This window comes from Sphingobacterium sp. 18053 (assembly GCF_902706145.1).
GTDB classification, from domain to species: Bacteria; Bacteroidota; Bacteroidia; order Sphingobacteriales; family Sphingobacteriaceae; genus Sphingobacterium; species Sphingobacterium paramultivorum.
This window is the reverse complement of the sequence record NZ_CACSJW010000016.1, coordinates 1-16,143: the sequence shown is the minus strand read 5'-3', so window position 1 is coordinate 16,143 and position 16,143 is coordinate 1. Positions and strand designations below refer to the sequence as shown.

The following is a 16,143-nucleotide window of genomic DNA, read 5'->3' as shown; positions in this document are numbered from 1 at the left end:
AGTAGAATACATATAAATGATAGCTTACAAACCGAGAAAATCCCCATTGTATTAATATATAGCTCATTACCTAAATTACACATCTATTTTTTTATAAAAAATGATTATCTAGCTCTTTGTGAATTATGATCGAATTTAAAAAAAAGGGAATTCACTGTTTAACAATGTTAGACTGTAAAACTGAATTTTTTATTAGCATAAAAAGTTGATTAATGTCCAGGTTAGGGGATAAAACCGAGTGAACATAATTTGTACATCGCTTTGCTTCCCAAAGAAAAGTTTGATGTACAATAAGTAAAATGACCGTGTCGGGATAAAAATAATTTACAAACGAAAAGAAAAGTGCTGTGTCTTTAAATACGAGGCGATAATCTATCAGCAGCAATTCTGGCCTTTCATTGATGTAAGAATTGCTGCTGATAGAATCAATAGATGTTGCTTCAAGTACAATATTTGCCGGACTTTGTATATGCTCAGAAAAAAGTATACGGTAGGCGAACAGTAGCTTTCTCAAATTCGTAATAATACCAATATTGATTTTTTCCATACCTAACGATATTATTGTTATTTACAAGCTTTCTACTTATCGCTACCGATATATTGATACCTCTAAAATTGAGGTATACGTTGATTTAGGGATAGCATGTCAGATTTGTGCTGAAAAGCATTTTCTCCCTTTTCGGCTTCTTTGTCACTTACAGTTTTTCGAAGTGATTGGCTCGAGAACCTATTTTTGTTTTTGATATAGCATATTTCGATTCCTTCCGAGATACAATAATCCTTTCCTGAAAAATCGACCAATTTATATTCTTCACCTATAAAATACTTGTGAATGGGCAGCGACTGAAGCATATCCGTGATGTCTTTATCCGATTCAAAAGGAATAATTTCATCAACAAATTGACAACCCTCCAATTTGATAAACCGTTCGACCATTGTTTGTGCTGCATCATGGGATTCAGCATTCTGTATGTTTGAATCCGTTTTAAGTCCTACAACCAAATAATCACATTTGCTCTTAGCTTCCTGTAGTGCAACAATATGGCCTACATGTAACATGTCGAATACGCCGAAAATAATACCTACGTTCATATATTCATTATTAGTTTATGCATTTATACGCTTTAAGGCATAGTTAACTCCCTCATTTATGTTTACGACTGAACCCGCACTGACTCTTTCTTTCGATGCAATTATTCGGCGTAAAGAAGAACTCGAAAACCTGTTTTCCCGTCTATTGAAATACAATTCTATTCCTTTTTCTTCGCAATATTGCCTTCCTGTAAATGCTTTATCCATATATTCATCGCCTAAGATCCGCACATGTATTTTGAACGAACGTAATACATCTTCCAGATCCTGTTCTGTTGCATATGGAATAATCATATCTACATGTTTACATGCCTTTAATTGCATATAGCGTTCAAATACAGATTGTGTTGGCTTGTTTTTCTCCGGACGATCAAGTGTTGGATCGGTTTGTAGGCCGCAGATCAGAAAGTCGCAATGTTCTCTGGCATCTTCGAGCATTTTAACGTGACCTGCATGGAGCAGATCAAAAGCAGAAAACGTAATTCCTATTTTTTTCATTTTATATTAGTTTAAAACTGCAATTATTGAAGAAGTATAGGTAGAACGTAGCTCAAAAAGATTCGTTTTAATTTTAAATTATTTTTTTACTGTAGTATTTTCAGAATTCTTGGACCTTTTTCCATCTTTCTTTTTTGAAATTCGTATGAACTAAAATTGCTGGCTGACGTTCTGATCTAAAATGAAATTCAGCGAGCCATGCAGATGAATAGAAATGTATCCATAAATACGCCAAACACTACTTACAGAATTCAGTTTCATAAAGAATTTAACTTTTCGGATTTCAAGAGAATTATTCCTTACTTAAGAGATCTGGGCATCGATACAATCTACGCTGCACCTATTTTTCAGTCAACACCAGGGAGTATGCATGGTTATGACGGCACAAATTTCAATAAAATAAATAGTGAACTTGGTACGCTGGACGAGCTGAGATCCATTAAAAAAGAGTTAAGTGAATATCATATCAAATGGTTACAGGATATTGTTCCTAACCATATGGCGTTTCATCCCTCGAATGAATGGCTAATGAATCTGCTCGAATTTGGACAGACATCAAAATTTAGCCATTTTTTTGATACCTGCTATAGTTCCAATTTATTCGAGAAAGGAAAGTTAATGGTGCCTATCTTGTCTAAGATTTTAGACGAAACGATTTCAAACCACGAAATTGCTGTCGTTTTCTCAGATGATAGTCTTCGGCTTTCTTATCAGGAAAACCTTTATCCACTTTCGCCTGAATCCTATTTTTTCGTCCTTAATGATTATTTAAAAGAGAGCCAGTCGGATTTTAGTGGACTTCTGGTTCAAATATATACGGCTCAAGCTAATGGAGATGTCGAGGAGTGGAGACAGCTGCGTGCGCACATTTTTAAGCACCTTCCCAATGAGAAATTAAAGCATATTCTTGACCAATTTAATAATAATCTAGAAAGTATTCACGAACTGGTGGCTAGTCAGCTTTATGAGCTTTGTCCTTGGTGGTTTACAAATCAACGTATAAATTTTAGACGTTTTTTTACGGTCAATGAATTGATTTGTTTAAATGTACAAGACAAAAATGTATTTGAGCAGTCGCATAAGCTGATAAAAAAACTTGTCGATGAAGAACTGATTGATGGATTAAGGATTGATCATATTGATGGACTTTATAAGCCTACTGACTATTTATTTAATTTGAGGAAATTAATCGGTCCACAACCTTATATAGTTGCTGAAAAAATACTTGAACAGGGGGAGAAACTTCCACTCGAATGGCCTATACAGGGAACAACAGGCTACGATTTTTTATCGGCTTCCAATAATGTTTGCTCCTGTAAATCGGGAAAGAAAATATTGGATAAGTATTATAGAAAAGTTATTGGAGAAAATCTATCCATTAAAAAACAACAGTATATAAAAAAGAGCATAATTCTCAATGAACACATGCAGGGCGAGCTTAATAACCTGGCCCGGTCATTGGCATCACTTTTAGCAGTTAAAAGTCCGAATAAGCTAGGGCCTTTAAAAGATATTCTAACCTCTTTTTTAGGATTTTTCCCTGTTTATAGATTATATGACGAAAGCTTTCCACTGTTGGCAAACAATTTTAATCTGCTGTCTTCTCTTTTTAAAAAGTTGACCCGAAAGCCCGAGCTCGATCAAAAGCTGGTTAATCAATTTCGAGAACTATTTGAGCAAGCACAGGTAGATTCAAAATCGCTGAGCCATACTGCTGTGGTTGATTTTTTTCTCCGATGTATGCAGTTGGCCGGCCCTGTAATGGCTAAGGGTGTGGAAGATACGTTAATGTATACATACAACCGTTTAATAGGACACAATGAAGTCGGCGATCATCCGGATAATTGGGGGCTAAGTAAAAAGAAATTCCACAAATTAATGCAGGAAAGGCAAAAATTTTGGCCACTGTCCATCAATGCAAGTTCTACCCACGATACCAAACGTGGTGAGGATTCGCGAAGTCGCTTATTAGTCCTAACCGCTATGGCTCAGAAATGGGTTAAACAGGTTCAGATTTGGCAAGATGTGGTTTGGAATGAATATCGAAAAGACCTCCCACATCCGAATGATGAATATTTTATTTATCAGTCGCTGGTAGCCTCTTATCCAATGGAAAAACAGGATGGAGAAGCATACGACGCATTTGAAAAACGTTTTTTGGACTACTTGGTTAAATATCTACGCGAAGGGAAAGTGCGCTCGAGCTGGGAAAATCCAAATTTAACCTATGAAGACGCTGTTCGGGAATTTGCCTCTTTTTTGCTTGATAAAGATCGTCCATTTTTTACGAGCTTTTATCAATTTATTGAGGCGGTAGCTGATTTCGGGATTTTAAACTCGCTTACACAGCAAATCTTGAAATTTACTTGTCCCGGTGTACCTGATATTTACCAGGGGTCGGAACTCTGGAACCATAGTTTTGTTGATCCCGACAATCGACGACCGATAGATTATCAATTAAGTGAAAATCTGCTGAAGGCTATTGAAAATATGCCCAACGACAGTCGAATTAGACAATTATGGCAAAATAGATACGATGGGACAATTAAACTATGGTTAGTTAAGGAATTGGTAAAATTCAGAAAGCATGATGCTGCACTTGCATCAGATAGCAGTTATATTCCGTTAAAAGTAAGCGGTCGTTACCGTAAACATATTTTGGCATTCGCGCGTAGATCTGGAGATGATTGGATGATCGTAGTACTTCCGCTACACCTCGCTGCTATCGGTAAAATCTCCAAATTCGTACCTGGCTCATTTGACTGGGCAGATACGAGCGTTCATCTTTCCGTAAATCATTCCGTGACCTGGCATCACATGCTATTTGACATAGGGGGCGAAGGCACAGAAATTTCAGTGAATACCATTTTTAGGGATCTTCCAATGGCTATTTTAAAATACAAAAGTAGCCCAACTAAGCGTAGTGCGGGTGTTTTAATGCATATCAGCTCATTGCCATCATCCTATGGAATTGGTGATTTGGGATCCGGAGCTCGTCGTTTTGTTAAACAACTGCATTATAGCGGCCAAAGCTGGTGGCAGGTACTTCCTTTAGGGCCTACAGATGTTGAGCAAAACCATTCTCCTTACAGCACCCTAAGTAGTAGAGCAGGTAATCCATTATTCATCGATTTAAACGAATTGCTGGAATTTGGCTTATTGGAAAGAGGGGAACTAAAGGCTTTAAAAAGAAATAGTTCTAAAACAATAGATTTTGCTGCTATAGTCTTCACAAAGTACAAACTTTTGGAGAAGGCATTTAATCGTCTTTCTGTTCAACATGCGCTTGATTTCTCCGAATTTGTAGACCGTGAATCTTCGTGGCTTAAGGATTATGCGCTTTTCAAAGTTCTAAAAAACAGACATGGGAATCGTCCTTGGTATGAGTGGCCAACACAATACAAACATCGCGACAGCGCTGCACTTAACGATTTCGCAATTGAATTCGCAGATGAATTGCGAAAGGAAAAATGGTTTCAATACTTATTTTTCAGACAATGGGATGCCATAAGAAACTACGCATACGATTATGGCGTAAGATTTATCGGTGATATTCCATTTTATGTTGCCTATGATTCTGCCGATGTTTGGGCCAATCCGCACTATTTTTCCATAGGAGCAAATGGTACTATTAAAAATGTTGCTGGGGTTCCGCCTGATTACTTTAATGCAGCGGGACAATTATGGGGGATGCCGACTTATCATTGGGGATCGCTCAAAAAAGATGGCTACAGATGGTGGATTGAGCGCCTGTCACACAATTGCGCGCTGTTTGATAGGTTACGGCTTGATCATTTTAGGGCATTTTCTTCCTATTGGGACGTTCCCTTTGAAGAAAGTTCCGCCAAGAATGGACGTTGGTCAACAGGCCCTGGTTCGGATTTTTTTGATCAAGTAAAAATTCATTTAGATGACATGCCTTTTATCGCTGAAGATCTTGGAGATATCGATGCGAAGGTATATGATCTGCGCGATCAATACAACTTTCCGGGCATGGCGGTTTTACAGTTCGCTTTTGATAACGATATGGCACATTCACCCCATATTCCACATCATTATTGCAGAAATTCTGTTGCCTATCCTGGAACACACGATAATAATACAACACTTTCTTGGTATCGTGAAGATCTTAAATCATCGAGTAAACTAAATATCAATAGGTATTTTGGACAAATTGTTGAAAGTGGAAATGTAAATGAGGTCCTCATACGATCACTTTACGCCTCTGTCGCAGATACAGTCATTGTTGCGATGCAAGATATCCTCAATCTTGATGGATCCTGTCGTATGAACCGACCTGCCAGTACGACCGGAAATTGGTTGTGGCGCATGCAGAAAAGAGCTTTTTCTCCAAAACTTCAGGCGAGATTAAATGACTATACAAAATTATACAACCGTTAAACATAAAAATGGAAACAAAAATCAATACTGGAAGCCCTTATCCTTTAGGCGCAAATTACGATGGAGAAGGGGTTAACTTTGCCCTTTTCTCCGAAAATGCCGAAGCTGTCGAACTTTATCTCTATGATAGTTCGAACCAACAAGAAATCGAGAAATTTAAGATAACGGAGAAGACGCATCAAGTTTGGCATATTTATGTTTCGGGAATTAAACCAGGACAACTGTACGGTTATCGCGTGCACGGTCCTTACGATCCGGCCCAGGGACATCGTTTCAACCCCCATAAATTACTGATTGATCCCTATGCAAAAGCAATTTCGGGTGTCGTACAATGGAATGATGCTTTATTTGCGTACAATATAGGAGAGGACGATTTAAGTTTGGATACAACTGATAGCGCTCCTTTCGTCCCGAAATCCGTGGTTATAGACGGTCATTTTGATTGGGGGGACGACCTTCCTCCGCGTATACCGATGCACCAAAGTGTGATTTATGAAACACATGTAAAAGGTTTTACAGCAACTCATCCAGAGATTCCCGAAGAAATAAGAGGAACATACGCTGCCTTGGCGCATCCTGTCACCATAAATTACTTAAAGGAATTGGGGATCACTGCAATTGAATTATTGCCTATACACCATTTTATTACAGACCGTCACCTACAGGATAAAGGACTAACTAACTATTGGGGATATAACAGTGTTGGTTTTTTTGCCCCTGATGTACGCTATTCAGCTTCGGGTACCCATGGAGAGCAGGTCGTGGAATTCAAGGAAATGGTAAAAGCACTTCATAGTGCAGGGATAGAAGTTATCCTTGATGTCGTTTACAATCATACAGGCGAAGGGAATGAAATGGGACCAACACTCTCTTTTAGAGGAATTGACAATGCTTCATATTATCGTTTGGCTGAAGATCCACGTTATTATATGGATTTTACTGGAACAGGCAATACATTGAATACCCGCCAGCCTAATGTACTACGGTTAATCATGGATAGTTTACGCTATTGGGTGCAGGAAATGCACGTTGATGGATTCCGTTTTGATCTGGCATCAGCATTAGCGCGGGAGCTCCATGACGTAGATAAATTGAGCTCTTTCTTTGACGTTATCCATCAGGATCCCGTGATCTCACAGGTTAAACTAATTGCCGAACCATGGGATATTGGAGAAGGAGGGTATCAGGTAGGCGAGTTCCCCGCCGGTTGGGCCGAATGGAATGGAAAGTATCGTGACTGTATCCGCGATTATTGGATCGGAGCGGACAGTATGATCGCTGAATTTGCTAATCGCCTGACTGGATCGTCCGATTTATACCGGGGTGACAATCGTACACCTTCCGCCAGTATAAATTTCATTACTGCACATGACGGATTTACGCTCCACGATCTGGTATCGTACAATGAAAAGCACAATGAAGCTAATGGTGAGGATAATAAAGATGGAGAAAGCCACAACCGCTCCTGGAACTGTGGGGCAGAAGGACCTACAGATGATTCTACGGTAAATAACCTGAGAGAAAAACAAAAAAGAAACATGCTCGTCACATTATTTCTTTCCCAGGGAGTACCTATGCTTGTCGCTGGCGATGAACAGGGGCGAACACAGCAGGGCAATAATAACGCCTATTGTCAGGACAATGAGATTTCATGGCTCAACTGGGCCAATGTAGACGTATCTTTATTGGACTTCACTAAAAAATTGATCCATTTTAGGCGAGAACATCCGGTATTCTGTCGTCGCAAATGGTTTCAAGGATTGCCTATCCGCGGTACAGGTGTTGAAGATATTGTATGGTTTCTTCCAGATGCATCTGAGATGGATGATCATCACTGGCAGGAAGACTATGCGCGCTCACTCGCTGTGTTTTTAAACGGTGCGGGAATTAGATCAGTAGATACCGATGGAAAGAAAATCGTGGATGCTAATTTTTACCTGATATTTAATGCGTATTGGGAAGATGTAACCTACACGCTCCCCGGTGAAAATTATGGGGCTGGATGGTTTAAGATCTTAGATACGAATAATGATACGATAGAAAGCCTTGGAAACTATTCAGCAGGAGATTCTATTTTAGTGCCCTCACGTTCCATACTTTTATTTCAATCACAATAAAGTGGGGGATATATATGAGCAAGACAGGAATTCAACAATTGGGTATTCGTCGCAATGGTGACCTTTGGCAGATTCGCGTATGGGCACCAATGGCAAAGAATGTGCTTTGCCGATTTTATCAAAAAGATATGGAGATCGCGCTTAAGCCCCAACAATATGGTTATTGGTACGCAGAGACTGATTTATTAGCAGCTGGAGATTTATACTGGATCAGTGTCGATGGCAACGAATTGCCGGATCCGATTTCGCTCTCCCAGCCAGAAGGTGTACATGGTCCCTCAAAAATCGTTGATCTCACTTTTTCTTGGACCGATAAAGACTATCGGCCGCCAGCATTGTCTGATTTTATTATTTACGAGCTTCATGTAGGAACATTTACTTCATCCCATGATTTTGATGGTGTTATCAAAAAGATTCCCTATTTGAAAGATTTGGGTATCACTGCTATTGAAATTATGCCTGTTGCACAGTTTCCTGGTGAAAGAAATTGGGGCTACGATGGTGTTTTTCCTTTTGCAGTGCAGCATTCCTATGGTGGCGCTTCGGAATTCCAAAGGCTTGTGAATTCCTGTCATGAGGCCAATATTGCGGTAATTTTGGATGTCGTCTATAATCATCTCGGTCCAGAGGGAAACTATTTCTCGAATTATGGCCCATATTTTACCGACAAATACCATACGCCCTGGGGTAATGCGCTGAATTACGACGATAGCTATTGTCATGGACAGCGGGATTTGGTACTGAACAATGTACGCATGTGGTTTGAAGACTTTCATATCGATGCGCTGCGTTTGGATGCGGTACATGCAATTAAGGATTTTAACGCTGTTCATATCCTTCAGCAAATTCGGAAGGAAACGGATGAAATTATTGCTAAATCCGGAAAAAACCATTTTCTATTTATTGAATGCGATCTCAACGATAGACGATTTTTAGACCCATTGGCGAAAAATGGTTTTGGGATGGATGCACAATGGCTAGATGAATTCCACCATGCTTTAAGAGTAAGCGTGGGCGAACCAAAAAGGGGATACTATGAGGAATTTAATGGATTGGCCGATCTCGCAAAAGCTTATGAAAAAGCATATGTATTCGATGGCAACTATTCTCCCCATCGGGAAAAATTCTTTGGAACGGACACTCTCGGTATCAAAGGGGATCATTTTATAGTTTTCTGTCAGAATCATGATCAAATCGGCAATAGGATGATGGGCGATCGCGCGGCTTCACTCTATCCTGTAGAAATAACGAGACTAATGGCTTTTGCGGTGTTCATATCCCCGTATCTTCCTTTACTGTTCATGGGAGAAGAATGGGGTACAAAACGAGCTTTTCCCTATTTTACCAGTCATAGTGACCCCAAACTTGTAGAGCAGGTGAGACAGGGAAGAAAAAAAGAGTTTGAAGATTTTTTTGAAGATTCAGAATTTCTCGATCCGCAGGACGAGACGATACTTAGGAATACCGTTTTGAATTGGGACGAACAGGATAGCGAAGTCCATCAGCACTATTTATCTTATTATAGATCCCTGATAGCATTCCGTAAAACCAATCCTGTGCTGAAAAATATACAGCGCGATGAAGTGACAGCCAAATGTCTCCAAGATCAAAAAGTACTTATCTTAGCGATGAAAAAAAACGATAGTTCTCTTTTTGTAATGATGAATTTTTCTGCCATTGTACAACAGGTAACGCTGCCTGAGGATCTGCAATGGAAAATGATATTTAATACGAATGAAATGGATGCCGCGGTTTTGTTTGATACTGATTATGCTCAAAACACTGTGGCATCGCTAAAGCCTTGGTCAGGTCAGGTCTATATTTCTCTGTAGATGCATGGTATATAAAAATTTTTATATACCATGCATCAGATTTTTATATCGCGTTAAGCAGCCCCTCGGATTACACGTAACAGAACGACAATAATGGCGATAACTAATAAAACGTGAATTATATTCCCTGTAGCATAACCTCCAAAGAAACTAAACGCCCAAATAATGACTAAAATAACAGCAATGATATATAATAAATTTCCCATAATATATTTGTTTTTGCAGTAGAACAGCCTTCGATGGATTATGGTTTGAATGGATAAAATTTAAACGTTAGTTGTTAGTTATCAATAAAGTGTACAGTTTTTAGCGACTGACTAGCAAACTGGTTTGCAAATAACACTTTAGAATAAACGTATTTATAACATTTCCCTATATATAAATACCCTATTGTCTTTTTTTATTATTTGCTTATTTTTTTATCTGTATTTAAAATTAAGGGCGAAAATCCATTAAAATTTGCTTAATAGGCTTTGTAAATAAGGACAACGTATTTTTACCGCTAACAATGCTATTTATTTTACGTGCAAATTGGCCCTCAAAATTAGCACTCTTCTTGTTATCCTTTTCTTGTAAAATCATTTTAAACAATCAGTTGAATAAAGAAAGAGGATAAGTTATGAACAACCACAATTTAAATGTACTCATCAACGAAAAAAGAAGTTTACTTAATCATTTTGCTGCTAAATTTACAGCTGATCCAGATGAAAAGGAAGACCTGATCCAAGAAACGTGGATACGCGCATTGAAGTCCATAGACAATTTTGTTCAGCATCCGAAGCTAATGAGCTGGTTATATGTAATTATGAAACATACTTACATCAATAAGTATAGAAAAGCAAAGCGTACCACCGAAATTCAAGATCAATATGTGGTCTTGGAAAGTACAAATACAATAGAACTCAACAAAGGGATCAATAAGTTTATGGCCGAAGATATCGAACGTGCGATGAACAGCTTAACGGCAGAAAACTATGAAATTTTCCGTTTGTTTTTAGATGGTTATAAATACCATGAAATTGCATCATATTTTGATATGCCAGAAGGTACAATAAAAACGAGAATCCATATGGTAAGAAAAAAGCTGCAAAAACAGCTTAAGGTCTACCGGTTAAATTGACAATCCCAACAAATAAAACAAGAGCTAACGTTTCAGTTTAGTTTGATTTTTGCGAAAGGCTGACTTTTTAAAGTCAGCCTTTCTTTCGTATACTTTCAAAACAATAGTTCCTTTGCGGAAATCGTATGGTCATCAACTGAACATGATTGCACTCCGACGAAGGTTCATCCCGGCTGCAACTTTTCAACTATTTTCCAATTGTCCTCTTTTTTATCATATCGAAGTAGCCAAGTTTCCTGGGGGACTTTCTCTTCCTTATCGGTTGAATGTTCACCCACCGTAATCGTGATTTCTGAAGGAAGAGCGTGGATAATTTCGGCGTAGGCTTTTTCGCCGCCGAGGAATTCGATAATTGCTGGCATCGCATTATAACCAATTTCCGGGCTAAATAAGAACTCAGCTATGCCGCCATAATGAATCTCAGTACCATGAAAAATAATACCATTCATAATCTTACAAATTGAAAGTTAAAGTTATAGTGATCTTATCTCAGATCATAATTTTTGGAATTTTGATCTGCGATAATTCTAACAGTCGTATGCCATTTTTGTTTTTTTGGCGATCCAATAATTTATTTTGCAAAAGCAATCTATTTGTTTTTGAGACGTGTTATATCAGTAATTAAAAGCAGGAGCTTGAGGGTGAAATAGAAAAATTTTCAGGCAAAAAGGATTCAAAAAAATAATATATTCATCATGAACGTAAAAAGAATATTTGGAACTATTCTCACAGTATTGGGTATTGTAGGGCTAATCTATACCGGCTATGAACTGATCATGAAAAGTAATGCCTATACGAATTTGGCAGTAGTCGGCATTTTGGCGCTTATTTTCTTCTCATCAGGAATAAGTCTTGTGAAGAACACTAAAGACGAGTCTTAAAGGCGGTTCATTTTGGGAAGTCTAATTTTCGGCTTTTGCTAAAAATTAATGAAGGTCGGATTATCAAGTCCGACCTTCATACATGAATTTTACTTAATATAGTTGAGAATATAAATAACAACTATATACCTCGCATTGTTTTCGTAAAAAGCCTTTAGCTGTTGGCCAAGGTTTTTGCTGTATTTCAACTATTCTTGGGCAGCCTTGTCGTTTACGAAACCGCCTGCTATCCCTGTTAATGCTTCGTCGGTATCCTTCTCATTGTCTAAGGTTTTTTGGAGCAGTGAAGCTACATCGTCGTGTCCCATCGTTTCTGCAAATGTGCGAAGAGTACCGTAAGTAGCGATCTCGTAGTGTTCTACTTTCTGTGCGGCAAGGATGAGGCCTGCGTCTCTGGTAAAAGTATCCTTTTCTGTGTCAGAAATGATCGAATCGGCTTCATCAAGTAGACCCTGCATAGCGTCACATTTTTTAGCAACAGCTTTTTCTCCCAATTGCTCAAATACCTGTTCAAGAGTTTCTATATGTTTCTGAGTTTCCTTGGTATGCTTTTCAAAAGCAGCGGCGAGTTTTTCGCTAGTTGCCGCTTTCTGCATTTTAGGTAAAGCTTTCACTAAGTGTTTCTCGGCCCAATAAATGTCTTTTAGTTCATCGACGAAAAACTCGTGGAATTCACTGTCTTTCATTTTTCCGGTATTACCAGAAGGTTTTTTTGTGGCATTTTTTGCCGGTACAGATTTCGTAGTTGCCATAATAAAAATTTTAAGTGTTACTGCATAGATAACCCAGCCCAAACCACTTTAGTTCAATAAAATATATTTAACTGTTATCAAATAAAAACGAAAGCGATATTCTCTTCTAAGTTTGGGTACAATCCTGTTAGCAAAACCTTTCGCACGCCAGCATTGTTCAGAATAATATTTATAAGGCCATAAACAGCAATTTGCTAAATCAGAGAAAACCATTTCATATTGAGTTTTGTGCTATATCAAAATCGAATTAACTGGTAGTGTAATATGCATTTTATTATTTACCAATATATTAATTTTTAAAATACCGATCATGGCCGATAATAAATCCAAAAAGGGAAAAACAGCTAGAAACAGATCACCTAAAGATACAGCTATGGGATTAGCTAAATATCGGCAAAAGCGTACCGAAGAGAAAACCCCGGAACCCTTTGGCGGGAAACCAAGTGGAACAGAATTACGTTAGAAAGGATGAATAGTGAAGGTGATATTTTTAAACCGGTCCTTGGTAAAGGTATTGATCTCAAAAAAGTAATTGAAAAATATACGAAATAAACGCATCAAAACCTCCATGGATAATCCGGAATTAAAAACCAGTAATAAAAAATCAATATACAGTGCACTCGCGGCGAATGTATTAATTGCATTAACTAAATTCATTGCGGGAGCATTTACAAATAGTTCATCCATGATTTCAGAGGGTATTCACTCAACGGTAGATACTGCAAATCAATTGCTCATACTTTATGGCTTAAAAAGAAGTAAGAGGCCACCCGACCAGTCTCATCCTTTTGGTTATGGTAAAGAACTATACTTTTGGTCTTTTATTGTTTCCATTCTGATTTTTGGGCTTGGTGGTACATTATCTATTTACCAGGGTGTAGCTCATATCATGAAACCCGAATTAATGAGCGATCCTTTTTGGAATTATATTGTACTTATACTCTCCTTAATTTTTGAAGGAACTTCTTTTTTTATTGCTTTAAAAGAATTCAATAAAACCCGCAATGGCATGGGGTGGTGGGATGCAATTATTAAAAGTAAAGATCCTTCCAGTTTCCTTGTGGTCTTTGAAGATGGTGCAGCTGTGGCAGGGTTAATAATCGTTATGGTACTAATGGGACTAAGTCATTACTTGCAGATTCCTGAATTAGATGGCCTAGCTTCAGTAATCGTAGGCTTGTTGTTGGTTTTTGTATCCTTTATATTGGCTAGAGAAAGCAGAAGCTTATTAATGGGAGAGGGAATTGCTTCAGAAACAAGATTGAAAATCGCCCAGCTTGCCGAAAAGGATTCGGCTGTTATAAAAACTAAAAACATACTATCCACTTATCAATCGCCAGAGTATGTTGTATTGATGCTTATTATTGACTTTGAAGATCATCTTGACACAGAGGAGATCACCGAGGCGATACGCCGGATTCGTGAGGATATAAAAAATGAATTTGAGTTTGTACACTTTGTGATTATTCAACCAGAATAATCATATAAAAGCCCTTTTAACACGCTATCAAAACATCATTTTCAAGCCCATAGCGCAGAAATGGTGGTAATTTTTGCAAATATAAATACCTACCAAACCTTTCAGACTTTGGCTTTGTTCACCCCTGATGGATCAAATAAGAACAGCATTGGATATGAAAAAAGAAAAGAATTTAAAAACCGCTGGGGCTAGCAAATCTTCCATAGATAAAATTAAAACAGCATCCGGTTCATGGAAGGTAAGTACTTCAAGGTAAAGTGGGGGCATTACATTTTTCTTGAATGAAGGGAAGCTTCAATTGGTTAACGAAGAACCTACTTATTATCGAGACCATAATGCCATGAACAGAAAATCAATACCGACGGCCAATCCGCTGCTTTGAGCGATGAGATTATGCTAAGTAGAATGAACAGCGAATTATTTAAAATGATACATTTGTAAATATCAATTTCAGAGCTGCTTAACGATGAATTTTCAAAATAATCAATTAGAATATATGTCACTTAAGCCGTGGCAATCGCTTGAACACATCGTAGAGAGTATCTGGATGGTAATAAATCATTCTGATGAGAATAAAGAAGGAATTATCGTTCCAGACGGCAAAATAGACTTATTTCTTCTGACAGATGAAAAAGGAGCTTTTGAGATTTTTATTTGTGGAGTCTGTACAGAACCTGTTATAAAGCCACCATTCCCGAAATCTCGGATGTTCGCCATTAGCTTTTATCCAACTGCTGCGGAATATATTTTTAATCACTCTTTTTCGGATTTAAAAAATACAAAAAAAACGTTGCCAGATGATTATTGGGGATTTTCAAAAGATGACCTCATTGACTTCGAGTGTTTTTATAAAAAGGCCTGTTATACTATTTCTTCAAAGTATAAAAAACAAATGGATGGAATGAAACAGAAGTTGTTTGAGCTTATCAGTAAATCTAGGGGAGAAATTACAGTAAAAGAACTGGCGGGTAAAATATGTTGGAGTAGCAGGCAGATTAACCGCTATTTCCAGAATTGGCTTGGGCTTACGCTAAAATCATATGTTAACATTGTACGTTTTTCAAATTCATTGCAACAACTGAAAGAAGGAAATTTCTATCCAGAACTGAACTATGGCGACCAATCTCACTTTATCCGTGAAGTAAAAAAATATGCCGGAGTAACGCCAACTATTTTAAACAAAAATGAAAACGACCGATTTATCCAATTGAACCTGATTCCTGATGCATAATTTTGTATTAAATAAAAGAAGAAAAAATGCATCTAAATCACATCAACCTGGTCGTAAAAGAGGTAGATAAAGCCGTAGATCTATTTACGCAAAAGTTGGGTTTTAATTTAATTATAAACAGAAACAGCAAAATGGCAGTGCTTGAAAGTAGCAATAATTTTGCTTTAGTCCTTTGGGGGCAGCAATTGAACAACGAGGAAAATAGACCTAAGTATCCAGCGAATTTCCATATTGGATTTTATCAAAAAGATGAGAAAGCTGTTCACGAGGTATATCAGAAATTAATAAACGACAGCGGTTTGAAATTTGAAAGCGCACCAAAGAAAATCAGGGATTCATTTGGATTCTATTTTTATTTTGAAAATCTGATGATTGAAATCAGTGTAACTCCTTTTAAATGATCATAAAGTTGAGATTATCTCAGAGAGGTTAGATTTGCTATCAAAATTAAAAACAGAGTGGGGGAATACTAAACCAACCAAAAAATCTATAGTATGAGTTATAAAAGCTATTATTTGAACTGCTTCATATTGATGTTGCCGATCATTATTTGGAATATTTTATTAAGCAATAAGTTGCCTGCCAATTACCAGGCCGAAGGGAGTGTAACTCAAACTCATATCTTTGAAAATAATGTATAATCAATATTTTTATATTAAAAACTAACAGAGCTAAAGCAGCAACTTGAACATTAAACTAGGCACTTTTCTTTGAGGATGCTGGGACACAGAGAAACCTG

At 37.7% G+C, this 16,143-nt stretch carries 14 protein-coding genes; 9 read left to right on the top strand and 5 right to left on the bottom strand.

The window, feature by feature from the left end:
* Positions 1-609: 609 nt before the first annotated feature.
* Positions 610-1,092, bottom strand: coding sequence for an adenylyltransferase/cytidyltransferase family protein (locus GVK91_RS26625; protein ID WP_153848124.1), 483 nt, complete (start codon positions 1,090-1,092; stop codon positions 610-612).
* 15 nt (positions 1,093-1,107) lie between these two features.
* Positions 1,108-1,590 (bottom strand): adenylyltransferase/cytidyltransferase family protein, encoded by a 483-nt coding sequence (locus GVK91_RS26620; protein ID WP_159732525.1) that lies wholly within the window; start codon positions 1,588-1,590, stop codon positions 1,108-1,110.
* A gap of 204 nt (positions 1,591-1,794) precedes the next feature.
* On the opposite strand from GVK91_RS26620, the gene treY reads away from it, so the two are divergent.
* The 3 genes from treY to treZ are packed head-to-tail and all read left to right on the top strand — an operon-like array spanning position 1,795 to position 9,940.
* Positions 1,795-5,991 (top strand): malto-oligosyltrehalose synthase, encoded by a 4,197-nt coding sequence (treY, locus tag GVK91_RS26615; RefSeq protein WP_235033002.1) that lies wholly within the window; start codon positions 1,795-1,797, stop codon positions 5,989-5,991.
* 8 nt (positions 5,992-5,999) lie between these two features.
* A complete protein-coding gene (glgX, locus tag GVK91_RS26610; protein ID WP_159732519.1) occupies positions 6,000-8,108 on the top strand; it encodes a glycogen debranching protein GlgX in 2,109 nt (702 codons plus the stop codon).
* 14 nt (positions 8,109-8,122) lie between these two features.
* The gene (gene treZ / locus GVK91_RS26605; RefSeq protein ID WP_159732515.1) at positions 8,123-9,940 is read left to right on the top strand and encodes a malto-oligosyltrehalose trehalohydrolase; all 1,818 of its coding nucleotides are present in this window, start codon (positions 8,123-8,125) and stop codon (positions 9,938-9,940) included.
* 53 nt (positions 9,941-9,993) lie between these two features.
* On the opposite strand, the gene GVK91_RS26600 is transcribed toward treZ, so the two are convergent.
* Entirely contained in the window at positions 9,994-10,146 is a 153-nt protein-coding gene (locus tag GVK91_RS26600) for a lmo0937 family membrane protein (RefSeq protein ID WP_120333750.1), read from the bottom strand.
* Between the two features lie 413 nt (positions 10,147-10,559).
* Here GVK91_RS26600 and GVK91_RS26595 point away from each other — a divergent pair, with 413 nt between their 5' ends.
* Positions 10,560-11,060 (top strand): RNA polymerase sigma factor, encoded by a 501-nt coding sequence (locus GVK91_RS26595; RefSeq protein ID WP_159732512.1) that lies wholly within the window; start codon positions 10,560-10,562, stop codon positions 11,058-11,060.
* A gap of 164 nt (positions 11,061-11,224) precedes the next feature.
* Here the strand turns inward: GVK91_RS26595 and GVK91_RS26590 are convergent, their stop codons facing one another.
* A complete protein-coding gene (locus GVK91_RS26590) occupies positions 11,225-11,509 on the bottom strand; it encodes a hypothetical protein (protein ID WP_120333748.1) in 285 nt (94 codons plus the stop codon).
* Positions 11,510-11,755: 246 nt separating this feature from the next.
* On the opposite strand from GVK91_RS26590, the gene GVK91_RS26585 reads away from it, so the two are divergent.
* On the top strand, positions 11,756-11,941 hold the full coding sequence (locus GVK91_RS26585; protein ID WP_075993108.1) for a hypothetical protein: 186 nt from the start codon (positions 11,756-11,758) through the stop codon (positions 11,939-11,941).
* 188 nt (positions 11,942-12,129) lie between these two features.
* Here the strand turns inward: GVK91_RS26585 and GVK91_RS26580 are convergent, their stop codons facing one another.
* Positions 12,130-12,693, bottom strand: coding sequence for a ferritin-like domain-containing protein (locus GVK91_RS26580; protein ID WP_153848118.1), 564 nt, complete (start codon positions 12,691-12,693; stop codon positions 12,130-12,132).
* Between the two features lie 310 nt (positions 12,694-13,003).
* Between GVK91_RS26580 and GVK91_RS26575 the strand changes: the two genes are divergently transcribed.
* From GVK91_RS26575 to GVK91_RS26560, 4 genes are all read left to right on the top strand, one after another.
* On the top strand, positions 13,004-13,156 hold the full coding sequence (locus GVK91_RS26575; protein ID WP_153848117.1) for a hypothetical protein: 153 nt from the start codon (positions 13,004-13,006) through the stop codon (positions 13,154-13,156).
* A gap of 105 nt (positions 13,157-13,261) precedes the next feature.
* Entirely contained in the window at positions 13,262-14,173 is a 912-nt protein-coding gene (locus tag GVK91_RS26570) for a cation diffusion facilitator family transporter (protein WP_153848116.1), read from the top strand.
* A gap of 466 nt (positions 14,174-14,639) precedes the next feature.
* Positions 14,640-15,404, top strand: coding sequence for an AraC family transcriptional regulator (locus tag GVK91_RS26565; protein ID WP_159732509.1), 765 nt, complete (start codon positions 14,640-14,642; stop codon positions 15,402-15,404).
* 26 nt (positions 15,405-15,430) lie between these two features.
* Positions 15,431-15,805, top strand: coding sequence for a VOC family protein (locus GVK91_RS26560; protein ID WP_159732506.1), 375 nt, complete (start codon positions 15,431-15,433; stop codon positions 15,803-15,805).
* Positions 15,806-16,143 lie beyond the last annotated feature (338 nt).

Bases quoted from the DNA above. Each gene is read 5' to 3' on its own strand.
- GVK91_RS26625 (WP_153848124.1), bottom strand. From the start codon at position 1,092: ATGAACGTAGGTATTATTTTCGGCGTATTCGACATGTTACATGTAGGC.
- GVK91_RS26620 (WP_159732525.1), bottom strand. From the start codon at position 1,590: ATGAAAAAAATAGGAATTACGTTTTCTGCTTTTGATCTGCTCCATGCA.
- treY (WP_235033002.1), top strand. From the start codon at position 1,795: ATGAATAGAAATGTATCCATAAATACGCCAAACACTACTTACAGAATT.
- glgX (WP_159732519.1), top strand. From the start codon at position 6,000: ATGGAAACAAAAATCAATACTGGAAGCCCTTATCCTTTAGGCGCAAAT.
- treZ (WP_159732515.1), top strand. From the start codon at position 8,123: ATGAGCAAGACAGGAATTCAACAATTGGGTATTCGTCGCAATGGTGAC.
- GVK91_RS26600 (WP_120333750.1), bottom strand. From the start codon at position 10,146: ATGGGAAATTTATTATATATCATTGCTGTTATTTTAGTCATTATTTGG.
- GVK91_RS26595 (WP_159732512.1), top strand. From the start codon at position 10,560: ATGAACAACCACAATTTAAATGTACTCATCAACGAAAAAAGAAGTTTA.
- GVK91_RS26590 (WP_120333748.1), bottom strand. From the start codon at position 11,509: ATGAATGGTATTATTTTTCATGGTACTGAGATTCATTATGGCGGCATA.
- GVK91_RS26585 (WP_075993108.1), top strand. From the start codon at position 11,756: ATGAACGTAAAAAGAATATTTGGAACTATTCTCACAGTATTGGGTATT.
- GVK91_RS26580 (WP_153848118.1), bottom strand. From the start codon at position 12,693: ATGGCAACTACGAAATCTGTACCGGCAAAAAATGCCACAAAAAAACCT.
- GVK91_RS26575 (WP_153848117.1), top strand. From the start codon at position 13,004: ATGGCCGATAATAAATCCAAAAAGGGAAAAACAGCTAGAAACAGATCA.
- GVK91_RS26570 (WP_153848116.1), top strand. From the start codon at position 13,262: ATGGATAATCCGGAATTAAAAACCAGTAATAAAAAATCAATATACAGT.
- GVK91_RS26565 (WP_159732509.1), top strand. From the start codon at position 14,640: ATGAATTTTCAAAATAATCAATTAGAATATATGTCACTTAAGCCGTGG.
- GVK91_RS26560 (WP_159732506.1), top strand. From the start codon at position 15,431: ATGCATCTAAATCACATCAACCTGGTCGTAAAAGAGGTAGATAAAGCC.